The following is a 10,634-nucleotide window of genomic DNA, read 5'->3' as shown; positions in this document are numbered from 1 at the left end:
GTATGGGTATAGAGCGGAAGGCCGCACATAGGCAACAATGCGTTCCGTGAGACGGAACCCCGACCGGCTCTCCATGCTGGAGAAGTCATGGCTCGTCCTCGACGCGTTCCGCCCCACGGGAGGGCCCCTGCGGCTGAGCGACGTCACCGAGCGCTGCCACCTGCCCAAGACCACCGCCTTCCGGCTCCTCACCGAGCTGACCGAGATCGGTGCGATCACCCGCCGCCCGGACGGCTACTACCTCGGCCGCCGGCTCTTCGAGCTCGGAAGCATCGTGCCCGGGGAACGCGACCTGAGACACGCGGCCCTGCCCTTCATGCACGATCTGTACGAGGCCACCCACGAGACCGTCCACCTGGGGGTGCGCGACGGCCTGGACGTGGTCTACGTCGAGAAGATCCAGGGCCAGGAGGCGTTCGCGCTGCCGTCCCGCGTCGGCGGTCGCCTCCCGCTGACCTGCACCGGCATCGGCAAGGCCCTGCTGGCCTACTCCGGCCCCGACCTGATCGAGGAGGTCCTGGGCCGCCCGCTGCGCCGGCTCACCCCGCACTCGATCGTCGACCCGCGACGGCTGGAGGAGGCCCTCGGCCAGGTCCAGGCCTCGGGGCTGGCGTACGAGCGCGAGGAGGCCCAGGCGGGCGGCGCCTGCATCGCGGCCCCGGTGTTCGGCGACGGCGTGGCCGTGGCCGCGCTCTCGGTCTCGGTCCCGCTGGCCCGCTTCCACCCGGCCCGGCTGGCCCCCGCGGTCAAGGCCGCCGCCCTGGGCATCTCCCGCGCCCTGGCCAGGACCATCTGACGGTGCGGGGGCTCGCGTGGCGGGGCCCCACATCTGTCCACGCCCGGCGGGTATGCGATTCACTGCTCGTTGACGATTCCGGACCCGCCAGGAGGATTCTCGTGGAAGCTCGCACCGAGACGGTCACCATCACCGACGGCTCGTTCGATCTGCATCTCTGGCTGCCCCCGAGCGGCCGGGGACCGGTCGTCCTGCTGGTCCAGGAGATCTTCGGGGTCGGGCCGTACATCAGGAAGGTCGCCGAGGACCTGGCGGCGCTCGGGTACGTCGTCGGCGCCCCCGACATGTTCTGGCGGATGCGGCCCAACTGGGTCGCCGAGCACGACGAGGCCGGGACGGCCAGGTCGATGGAGATGGGCGGCGCGTTCGACATGCCCCAGGGGGTGGCCGACGCGGCGATGGCCCTGGCGCACCTGCGGAAGCTGCCCGAGGCCGCAGAGGGGTCGGCGGTGGTCGGGTTCTGCCTGGGCGGTTCGATCGGCTACCTCCTCGCGGCCACGATGGAGGTGGGCACGGTCGTGTCGTTCTACGGCTCCGCCGTGCCGGAGGCCACGGGCATGATGGAGAAGATCACCGGCCCGCTCCTGCTCGTCTTCGGCGGTTCGGACCCCTTCATCCCGCGCGAGCAGGTCGCCGCGGTGGAGGAGGCCGCGGCCGGGCGGCCGAACGTCGAGATGTACGTCGCCGAGCAGGCCGGTCACGCCTTCCACAACCACGAGGCCCCGCGGTTCCACGACCCCGTGGCGGCGGAGGCCGCCTGGGCCCGGACCGTGGCCTTCCTCGGCCGCCACCTGAGCCCGGACTCCCCGTGGACGTCCGCCCCGGAGCCGGACGCCCGGCCCTGAGGCACCCGCCCCGCCCTGAGGCACCTGCCCGGCCCAGACACCCCGCCCGACCCTGAGTCGGCCCGGCCCTGAGGCGCCCGCCCGGCCCTGAACCGGCCGGGGGAAAGCGGCCCTGGGAAAAAGCGGCCCCGGGGAAAGGCGGCCGTCGGCTCCGGGAGTCCTGAACGACCTTCGAGGACTCCCGGAGCCGACCGGAGGTCCTCCCGAGGTCCTCGCACGTCCCCGGGAGGCCACCGCGGGCCCTTGCCGGAAGGTCACCTTCCCGTACCCCCGCGAGCCTCCCAGCCCGTCCCGCGGACCGGCATCATTGCCTCATGGACCAGGCGTGGCAGATGTGGGGAGACGTCGTCGTGGCGGCCCTCCTCGCGGTCCCGGTGGCCGTCGTGGCCGTCCGTCTTCTCGCGCTCCGCCGCGCCCGCGCGGGTCACCCCCACCCCCTCCGCACCGCCCTGGCCGACGTGGTGGCGACGGCCGGGACCGCCCCCTGGATCTGGATGATCCTCACCCCCGCCGCGGGCCCCGGCGGTGTCAGCCCGATCCCTCTCGCGGACCTGCGGACGGTCCTCGGCGGACCACCGCAGACGGCGTTGGTGCAGGTCGGAGGCAACCTTCTGGTCCTCGCCGCGCTCGGCGCCATGCTCCCGGTCCGCTCGGCGCGGTTCGCCTCGCCCGCCGGGGTCGCGGCCGTGGCGGCGGTGGCGGCGACCGCGTCGCTCACCGTGGAGACGCTCCAGTACGCCCTGAGCCTGGGGAGGGTCAGCTCCGTCGACGACGTGATCGTCAACACGGCGGGGGCCGTCGTGGGCGCCCTCGTCACGCGGCGGTGGTGGGCGGCGCGGATACCGGCCGGGACCGTTCCACGGTAACGGTCCGGGAAAACCCCTGGAGATCGCCACAGGGGCACGATTCTCCCAAAAGAAGCACGTTACCAACCTCTGTATCTGTGCGATCGTGGACAAGGCGGGGCAAGTTCTCTGGAGACGCCAAACCCGGTTGGTGACAGAGGGTGATCGAACGTGCAGCAGTCCCCGGTACCTCCCGAGCCCCCGATCTATCGGCGCATCGCCGACGGGCTTCGCCAAGCGATCCTGTCCGGTGATCTCCGAGACGGGGATCGGCTTCCGGGCGAGAACGCCCTGATGGCCACGCACGGCATAGCCCGTGCGACCGCCAGACAGGCTCTTTCCGTACTGATCAACGAAGGACTGGCCGTCCCCAAACGCGGGTCGGGGGTGTACGTCAGGCAGTTCCGCCCCATCAGGCGGCACGGCTCCCGGCGGCTCTCCCGGGACGGCTGGGGGCGCGGTGAGGCCATCTGGGACTCCGACACCAGAGGCCGCCCCTACACGGTGGACGAGGTGGAGATCGACAGGGAGACGGCCGAGGAGGCCGTGGCCCGGGTCCTGGGCGGTCCCGAGGTGTGGGTCCGCAGGCGCCGCTACTCGGTGGACGGGCGGCCGGTGCAGATCTCGGTCTCCCACTTTCCCGCCGGACTGGTCGAGGGGAGCGCCATCACCCGGCCGGACACCGGAGCGGGGGGCGTCTACGCGCGCCTGGGCGAGCTCGGACACCTTCCGGCGCACTTCACCGAGGAGATCCGTGCACGGATGCCCCATCCGCACGAGACCGTCCTGCTCGACCTGCCCGCGGGCACCCCGGTCATCGCCATCGCCCGGGTCGCCTACACGGCCGAGGGCACGGCGGTCGAGGTGAACGAGATGGTGCTGGACGCCGCTTCTTACGTACTTCAGTACGACTTCGACGCATAGATCAAGACCATCCGTCAACCGATAGGTTGACCTGTCCCCCGCGATCATTGATTTCTCTAGAGAACTGCCTCACCGTCGAAGGTGGAACGTCGAACGGGCGGACCTGGGCGCGGGGAAGGTGCACGGATGTCTTTCGACCGACATCTCGCGGAGATCGCCCGGGAGTTTCCCGACTGGACGATCTGGCGGAGCGACGCGGGCAGGTGGTGGGCGACCCGCCACCACCCGCTGACCTCCGCCCAGCGTGACATCGGCTGCGCGATGACCATCGACGCGGACGACCCCGAAGGGCTGCGCGAGCAGCTCCTCGAACAACGGGAACGTTCCGGCGGAACAGGGCCGGTGACGGACACCTGAAGACCGCCCGGTGCCGGGATGAGCGGATCCGATGCGGTCCCGGCGCCGGGCCCCCAATCGCGGAAGCCCCCGACCCGATCGGGGGCGGGGGCTTCCGCTCGGTTGATCCGGTCACCTGACGCCTCGACGACCTGGCGCCTCGACACCCGGCGTCCCGAAGACCCGTGCCTCGACACCCGGCATCCCGGAGACCCGGAAACCTGGAGACCCCGGTGCCCGGAGGCGGCCCGATGTCTCGGCGACACCGAGGGCCCGGGCGACCCGGGGGACCCGGCGGTCACCCGGATCGCCTCCTTCCGGACGAGCCGCTACTTGCGCGGGTTCGCGTACCGCTGGTTCCTGCGGCCGGGGGCGATCACCGTGTCGGTGTCGGCGTCGGGACCCGCACCGCCGCCGGTCTCCGTCCCGCTCCCGGCCTGCGTGCCGGCGTCCGTCCCGGACTTTGTCTCGGCCTCTGTCCCGTTCTCCGCCCCGGCCTCCGTCCCGGTCCGCGTTCCGGCTTCGGGGCCGGTGGCGGCGTCGGCCCCCTTGTCGGCGTACGGGTCGGCGTGGCGCTCACCGGAACGCTCGCTCCCGGTGGGGGCCGCGTCCCTGGCGGGGAGGTCGTCGTCCACGATCACGCGGACGGACTCGTAGTCGGGCGAGGCGTCGACCGGGTCGCCGTCCCGGCCGTCCCCGGCCGCGTTCCCGGAGCCGTTCCCGGCCGTCCGGGCGGAGCCGTCCCCTCCCTCGTGATCGGAGCCGGTCCGTCCGGCGACGCGTCCCGGCCCGGTCTTCCCGGAATCCTCGTCACCCGGCCCGTCACCGCCGGACCCGGCGTCCCCGGCCGTCGTCCTCGCACCGTCGGACCCGGTCGCCGCCTCGCCGTCGGCCCCGGCCTCACCCGAGGTCCCCGCGGAGGCTCCGGCGACCTGACCGGAGGAGATCCCGGCGGAGGCTCCGGCGCCGGAGGAGGTCCCGGCCGCCACGTCCGCGGAGGACTCTTCAGGGGCCTCGTCAAGGGCCCGGCCGGAGCCGTCGAAGGTGCCGTCGCCCGCGTCACCGGAGGCGGCGGGAGCGGCCAGCGCGGGCTGGACCCGGGCCGGGGGCAGCACGGCGTCCTCGTCGATCAGCGGCCCGGCGCCGCCCTCGCGGTGCAGCAGGTCGCCCAGGACGGCCCCCATCTCGTGCAGGCGGCGCATGACCTCGTGGTGGGTGTCGGTGAGGTACACCACCCGGCGGCCGGTGGTCTCGTCCAGCACGGCGGCGCGCCGCTGGGCCGCCGACAGCGTGGACTGCGCCTCGGTGTCGGCGGCCAGCACGGCCGCCCGCGCCTCGGCGTGCGCGGCGGCCAGCGTGGACTCGGCCTCGGCGCGGGCGCCCTCCACCGTCCGCTCGGCCTCGTTCCTGGCCGAGGTGACCATCCGCTCGGCCTCGTCGCGGGCGCCGCGCAGCGTCTCCTCGGCCTCGGCACGGGCCGCGTTCAGCGTCTCCTCGGCGTCGCTTCCCGCCTGGGAGAGCATCTGCTCGGCCGAGGCGGTGGCCTCGGCCACCCGGCGCTCGGCCTCCTGCTGGGCGGCGTTCAGGATGCCCTCGGCCCGCTCCTGCGCGGAGGTGACCAGCCGCTCGGACTCGGTGGCGGCCTCCTCCGTGACCCGGGCGGCCTCCGCCTCGGCGACCTGTTTCTTGGAGGCGGCCTCCTCCTCGCCCAGCTTCAGGATCTGGCTGAGCCGCTCGCCGAGCTCGTCATAGCCCTGCGGGGCGTCCGAGACCCTCCGGCGGGCCTCGGCCAGCTCCATCCGGCTCTGCTCGACCTGCTCGGCGGCGTGCGCGAGCCGCTGCTCGAGCTCGCGGATCTGGTGGCGGTGCCGGTCCATGTAGTCGTGGACCTGGCGACGGCTGTAACCGCGCATGACGACCTCGAACGAGTCCTCATGCATCAGGTCGGGAAAGCTCTCGTGCTGATTTGTCATGGCACTGCCCGTGGAGATCGTGTGGCGGAAAAGGAGACGTCAGGACACGACTTTCCTGCTTAACGCCCTCGTCCGCAACCTGAACGCTCCGCCGCCCGCCGAAACACCGGACAAATCCCTCCCCCCGTACCATCGCTCCCATGACCTCCGCGCCCTACGTCGCCGCGCTCGGCGACGACGCCCCGCTGATCCATCCGGACGCCTACGTCGCCCCGGGGGCGGTGGTCGTCGGCAGGGTCCGGCTGGGCCGGGCCGCCAGCGTCTGGTACGGCTCGGTGCTCCGCGGCGAGGACGAGGACGTCGAGGTCGGCGAGGAGTGCAACATTCAGGACCTGTGCTGCCTGCACTCCGACCCGGGCGAGCCCGCGGTGCTGGAGCCCCGGGTGAGCCTGGGGCACAGGGCCATGGTGCACGGGGCGTACGTGGAGACCGGCGCCCTCGTGGGCATCGGCGCGATCGTGCTGGGCGGCGCCAGGATCGGCGCGGGGACGCTGGTCGCGGCGGGCACCGTGGTCCCGCCCGGCAAGCGGATCGCGGCCGGGGTGCTGGTCGCGGGCGTACCGGCGAGGGTCGTCCGCGACCTCACCGACGACGACCGTGCCCTGTTCGCCGAGACGGCGGCCCGCTACGTCGACAAGGCCGCCCGCCACCGGGCCGCCGTCCCCGTGCCCCCGGCGCCGGCCTGACCCCTCCCGGCCCTCGCCGGCCTGCCCCCTCCCGTCCTCTCGGGCGGTTCCGTCCGGCGGCCGGGCCGGGTCGTACGATCGGTGCAGGCCCGCTCGGGGGAGCGCGGGACCGCAGACCACCTGACCGAAGGGAGGCAGGGGCGTCCCGCCCGCGGCCGAGGCCGGGGCCCGCCCTGGAACGCCCATGACCGGCATGTGGCAGTGGGACGGGTTCGACGCCGTGGAGAACGACGTGCGGATCATGGTGACCGATCCCCGGTGGGCCGGTCTGCCGCCGTTCGCGCGCGTCCAGGCCCTGGCGGAGCGCACGCTGTCCGCCCCCGACGGCGGACGCTGGCTGTTCGGCGCGCACGCCCGCTGGTACCGCCAGGACCCCGCCGACGGCCGCTGGTACCTGACCGCACCCCCGGCCGACCGGGGCTTCCGCGCGGCGGCACACCGGTCGCGGTCCTCCTCGGCGATCCTGCCGCACCTGATCCCCACCGGCCTCGACTTCACCGTGGACCGCGGGTCGGTCCAGGGCTTCGTCGGCCCCGACGTGCCGTACGAGATCACCGAGCGGGTCCGCGAGCTGGTGATCGCCCAGCGCGGCAGGCGCCGGGAGGACTTCCCGCTCACCGTGCCGTTCACCGGGTTGTTCGCGCCGGAGGTGGCCAGTCCCGTCGCGGCGATCTGGGGCACGCTCATGTGGTGCGCCTACGCCCCGGCCTTCGACGGCAACGAGGTGCTGCTGTCGATGTTCGGGGAGTTCCTGGCCCGCCCGCTCCCGGGTGACGAGTGGGTCCGCTGGCTGCCGCCCACCCCGCTGGACGATCTGGTCGCGCTCTACGGCGAGCGGGTCAGGGCCGCCCATCCCGAGGCGGGCCTGCGGCTGGTCGCGCTGATGGCCGACACCGCGACCTGCATCCGCGGCGACCGGCGGTTCGGCCCGCGGGCGGACGCCCTGCTGTGCATGCTCCAGCCGCTGCTCCGGCGGGCCTGCCAGGACCCCGTGCTGGCCCACCACGGCGACGAGGCGGTGCGGGACGCGTGGCTGGCGCGCTGCCCGTCCCATGTGACGCTTCCCGACGCCCTCCCCGGTGAGCACCTCCAGCACATGATCTACGACCTGGTCGGGGCGCTGGGCTTCGTCGCCCCGATGGGGGCCGATCCCCGGGCGGTGGCCGCGTCGCTGCTCGCCGCGGACCTGGCGGCCTGCGCCCCGCGGGCGGCCGACGGGCTCTACCCGTGGCTGGACCCGGAGCTGCGGCACATCCTGCACGTGGTGCTCACCGACGCCTCGCATCCGCTGCGGGGGTGCTGGCCGCGTTCGGGGGAGCTGCCGTCGGCGCTGCACCCGCCGGACCGGGCCACCGCCGCGGCCCTGCTCGGCGCCGCCTACGCCACCGGGCTCGCCTGGTGCCGTCTCACCGGCACCGAGGTGCCGGAGCGCGGGTTCGCGACGGCCTCGGCCGTGGTGCACCGGCTGACGCACGAGCGGGACGACCCCGTCCCGGGAGCCTCGGGAACCTATCCCCGTCACTTCTGACACACGCCCGTAGGCTTAAACCACAAATATAGTTATTTTATCCTTACTGCCCCTATATCCTTCTCGCCCCGTATGCATCAGACAATTGGCTGAATTGTGATCTCGTAATCGGGAAATGATCCTCCTTGAGGACGCATCGGGCGGGGCGAGGAATGGTCCCGATGGGCCATGGGCACCGATGACCGCCCGCCGTAACCTCGAAGTGGGTGTGGGCTGCGGAAGGAAGGACGACGCGGTGGGGCACGACGACCTGGACTCTAGGGTCCACGACCGTGTCGCGTTGGACGAGATCGCGCTCTATGCCGAGGTGCTGTCCGCCGTCGCGATCAGCGAACGGCCCCTCACCTTGGTGGAGCTCGACAACGCGCTCGGGTTGAGCGCCTCGGCTGTCTGCTGAGGCCACGGCAGGAACGGTTTCCAAGACCTGGTCCCGGACCCTCCAACGGGGTCCGGGACGCGGTCGGAAAAGATAGTCCTGTGACTAGTCACGAACGGACGAGCCGGGCGATCGCGGCCGAGGCCTCCTTCACCTTCTCCTGGGCCTCCGGCCCTCCCGCCTCGATGGCCCCGGTGACGCAGTGCCCGATGTGGTCCTCCAGGAGTCCGAGCGCCACCGCCTGGAGCGCCCGGGTGGCGGCCGAGACCTGGGTCAGCACGTCGATGCAGTAGGCGTCCTCCTCGACCATCCGCTGAAGGCCCCTGATCTGCCCCTCGATACGCCGCAGGCGGGTCAGGTACGCCTGCTTGTCACCGCTGTACCCATGCATGTCCCAACGGTACCCGCGTCAGGCGGGACGGGAAGTGGCCGCGAACAGTTTCTCCCACTGCTCCGCCACCGAGGGCGCCCCGTACGTCCTCGCGGCCTCCAGGGCGCCCGCGGAGAGCGTCCTGCGCCGCCGCTCGTCGTCGATGAGGGTCAGCAGCGCCGAGGCGTACGCCTCGATCTCACCCTCCCCCTCGGCGACCAGCACGCCGCTGCGGCCGTCGGTCACGAACTCCCCCGGCCCGCGCGGGCTGTCGAACGCGATGACCGGCACCCCGCTGGCCATCGCCTCGATCACGGTCATGCCGAGCACCTCGGTCCTGGAGGTGGTCGCCACGATCGAGGCCTTGGCGAACTCGCCGGTCAGGTCCGAGGTCGTGCCCATGAAGTACACGTGGTTGTGCAGGTCCAGGTCGCCGACCAGGGCGCGCAGCCGCTTCTCCTCGGGCCCTCCGCCGTACAGCCGCAGCCGCCAGTCGGGGCGCTTGCCCGCGACGACGGCGAACGCCCGGATCAGCCGGTCGTGGGCCTTGACCGGGACCAGGCGCCCGCCCGCGGCGACGATGCGGTTGTCCATCCGCGAGCGCGGCCACGGCCCGGCGGGCAGCGCGTCCGGGATCGCGGTGACCGGGACGGTCCCGGCCAGCAGCCCGTCCCACTCCTGCCTGGCCGTCTCCGTGGAGGTCACCACCGCGTCCAGCCGCGGGTAGAACCTCTTGATCGGAGCGGGTACGGGCGGGCGGCCCCACTCCCGGGCGACGCGGAGCAGCGCGCGCGGCGCGTGCCGGGCGACCTGGACGCTCAGCCCGGGACGGGTGCTGACGATCACGTCGGCCCTCAGGCCCCGCAGCCGCCGCCACAGGGCGACCTCGGCGCGCATCCGGCCCCCCGGGAGCAGATGCCTCACCCCGGGCCTGCCGTCGACCACCCAGGACAGCTCGACGCCGGACGCCACCGGGAAGAAGGGCCTCTCCCGGTGACGGCGGACGCTGATGATCTCCACGTCGTGGCGTTCTGCCAGCTCCCCCGCGAGGTTGACGATCGAGCGGACGTCACCGCGCATCCCGTACGCGGAGGGGACGAGCAGGCAGATCCTCACCCGCCGACCTCGATCCGCAGTTCGTCGTCGGCGGTGTAGCAGGGCCGGATCGGCACCCCGTCGATCTGCGCCGCCGGGTAGTGCAGCCGCCGGCGTTTGCCGTCGACGTCGTCCAGCCGGGAGCCCAGCCGAAGCGGGGTGGAGACGCCGCGCACCCGCAGGGAGGGCTCCCAGGTGCCGGTCTGGCCGGGGGCCGCGGCGATCACGTCGCAGAGCGAGAGCGCGGCGTGGAAGCGGACCCCCTGGACCGTTGCAACCGACGTCAGCTCGGCGTCCGGACGGCTGCGGTGCAGGGTGAGCCGGGCGTCGTGCCGTGCCTCGTCGTCCTCCAGCCCGGTGAAGGCCAGCAGGCCGGTCACCTCGAAGCGGCCCTCCCGGAACCAGACCGACCTGACCTCGGCCGTCGGCCGCGCATCGTCGATCTTCAGCGCCAGGAAACCGTTACGGGTCCGGTACGCGCGGTAGGCCAGCGTGCGCCGGCTCAGCGCGTACGCCTCCAGGTGGTCGAGGGAGAAACCGGGGTCGACGCTGCGCAGGCGGGTGCGCGAGGAGCCCTGCTGCAGGTAGGTGTCCCAGCGGCCGGGGCCGAGGTCCAGCGGCGCGAGCGAGACCGCGAGCGCGGCGTCGCGCACCCCGGCCCCCGGTCTGCCCAGCGGCACCCGGCTCTCGGCCAGGGTGGCCCGGTTGCGCAGGACCAGTTCGGCGCCTTCGGCCAGCGGTTCGTCGACGGCCAGCCGAAGTGAGAGAACGTCGGCCAGGGTAACCTCGGCATCGCTGACGACGACGGGCATCGTCGAGCCCCCTCCCCGTTGAATGAGCCACGCGACGTTGAGGCTACC

Annotated in this window: 11 protein-coding genes; 7 read left to right on the top strand and 4 right to left on the bottom strand. The window is 73.1% G+C overall.

Annotation, left to right across the window (positions count from 1 at the left end):
• Positions 1 to 37: 37 nt before the first annotated feature.
• From ABD832_RS12560 to ABD832_RS12540, 5 genes are all read left to right on the top strand, one after another.
• Positions 38 to 796: an IclR family transcriptional regulator gene (locus ABD832_RS12560; RefSeq protein WP_344893050.1), complete on the top strand. Its 759-nt coding sequence runs from the start codon at positions 38 to 40 to the stop codon at positions 794 to 796.
• A 101-nt stretch (positions 797 to 897) separates the two neighbouring features.
• The gene (locus tag ABD832_RS12555; RefSeq protein WP_344893047.1) at positions 898 to 1,641 is read left to right on the top strand and encodes a dienelactone hydrolase family protein; all 744 of its coding nucleotides are present in this window, start codon (positions 898 to 900) and stop codon (positions 1,639 to 1,641) included.
• Positions 1,642 to 1,955: 314 nt separating this feature from the next.
• Positions 1,956 to 2,507 (top strand): VanZ family protein, encoded by a 552-nt coding sequence (locus ABD832_RS12550; RefSeq protein ID WP_344893043.1) that lies wholly within the window; start codon positions 1,956 to 1,958, stop codon positions 2,505 to 2,507.
• Between the two features lie 150 nt (positions 2,508 to 2,657).
• Complete coding sequence (locus ABD832_RS12545; protein WP_344893040.1) at positions 2,658 to 3,410, top strand: GntR family transcriptional regulator; 753 nt, start codon at positions 2,658 to 2,660, stop codon at positions 3,408 to 3,410.
• 126 nt (positions 3,411 to 3,536) lie between these two features.
• Entirely contained in the window at positions 3,537 to 3,767 is a 231-nt protein-coding gene (locus tag ABD832_RS12540) for a hypothetical protein (RefSeq protein ID WP_344893037.1), read from the top strand.
• 308 nt (positions 3,768 to 4,075) lie between these two features.
• On the opposite strand, the gene ABD832_RS12535 is transcribed toward ABD832_RS12540, so the two are convergent.
• Complete coding sequence (locus ABD832_RS12535; RefSeq protein ID WP_344893034.1) at positions 4,076 to 5,719, bottom strand: DivIVA domain-containing protein; 1,644 nt, start codon at positions 5,717 to 5,719, stop codon at positions 4,076 to 4,078.
• 140 nt (positions 5,720 to 5,859) lie between these two features.
• Between ABD832_RS12535 and ABD832_RS12530 the strand changes: the two genes are divergently transcribed.
• Together ABD832_RS12530 and ABD832_RS12525 are read left to right on the top strand one after the other, a co-directional pair.
• On the top strand, positions 5,860 to 6,405 hold the full coding sequence (locus tag ABD832_RS12530) for a gamma carbonic anhydrase family protein (RefSeq protein WP_344893031.1): 546 nt from the start codon (positions 5,860 to 5,862) through the stop codon (positions 6,403 to 6,405).
• Positions 6,406 to 6,589: 184 nt separating this feature from the next.
• On the top strand, positions 6,590 to 7,933 hold the full coding sequence (locus ABD832_RS12525) for a hypothetical protein (protein WP_344893028.1): 1,344 nt from the start codon (positions 6,590 to 6,592) through the stop codon (positions 7,931 to 7,933).
• Positions 7,934 to 8,418: 485 nt separating this feature from the next.
• On the opposite strand, the gene ABD832_RS12520 is transcribed toward ABD832_RS12525, so the two are convergent.
• The 3 genes from ABD832_RS12520 to ABD832_RS12510 are packed head-to-tail and all read right to left on the bottom strand — an operon-like array spanning position 8,419 to position 10,586.
• Complete coding sequence (locus tag ABD832_RS12520; protein WP_344893025.1) at positions 8,419 to 8,700, bottom strand: metal-sensitive transcriptional regulator; 282 nt, start codon at positions 8,698 to 8,700, stop codon at positions 8,419 to 8,421.
• 18 nt (positions 8,701 to 8,718) lie between these two features.
• Positions 8,719 to 9,795 carry a glycosyltransferase gene (locus ABD832_RS12515; RefSeq protein WP_344893022.1) on the bottom strand — a complete coding sequence of 359 codons (1,077 nt, stop codon included), beginning with the start codon at positions 9,793 to 9,795 and terminating at the stop codon, positions 8,719 to 8,721.
• Positions 9,792 to 10,586 (bottom strand): hypothetical protein, encoded by a 795-nt coding sequence (locus ABD832_RS12510; RefSeq protein ID WP_344893019.1) that lies wholly within the window; start codon positions 10,584 to 10,586, stop codon positions 9,792 to 9,794. Before ABD832_RS12510 ends, ABD832_RS12515 begins: the two co-directional genes overlap by 4 nt.
• Positions 10,587 to 10,634 lie beyond the last annotated feature (48 nt).

The organism is Streptosporangium longisporum, from assembly GCF_039534895.1.
GTDB classification, from domain to species: Bacteria; Actinomycetota; Actinomycetes; order Streptosporangiales; family Streptosporangiaceae; genus Streptosporangium; species Streptosporangium longisporum.
This window is presented reverse-complemented; position numbering and strand designations above follow the sequence as displayed.

Excerpts from the sequence above, each read along its gene's own strand:
- ABD832_RS12560 (WP_344893050.1), top strand. The coding sequence starts at position 38 with ATGCGTTCCGTGAGACGGAACCCCGACCGGCTCTCCATGCTGGAGAAG.
- ABD832_RS12550 (WP_344893043.1), top strand. The coding sequence starts at position 1,956 with ATGGACCAGGCGTGGCAGATGTGGGGAGACGTCGTCGTGGCGGCCCTC.
- ABD832_RS12540 (WP_344893037.1), top strand. The coding sequence starts at position 3,537 with ATGTCTTTCGACCGACATCTCGCGGAGATCGCCCGGGAGTTTCCCGAC.
- ABD832_RS12535 (WP_344893034.1), bottom strand. The coding sequence starts at position 5,719 with ATGACAAATCAGCACGAGAGCTTTCCCGACCTGATGCATGAGGACTCG.
- ABD832_RS12530 (WP_344893031.1), top strand. The coding sequence starts at position 5,860 with ATGACCTCCGCGCCCTACGTCGCCGCGCTCGGCGACGACGCCCCGCTG.
- ABD832_RS12525 (WP_344893028.1), top strand. The coding sequence starts at position 6,590 with ATGACCGGCATGTGGCAGTGGGACGGGTTCGACGCCGTGGAGAACGAC.
- ABD832_RS12520 (WP_344893025.1), bottom strand. The coding sequence starts at position 8,700 with ATGCATGGGTACAGCGGTGACAAGCAGGCGTACCTGACCCGCCTGCGG.
- ABD832_RS12510 (WP_344893019.1), bottom strand. The coding sequence starts at position 10,586 with ATGCCCGTCGTCGTCAGCGATGCCGAGGTTACCCTGGCCGACGTTCTC.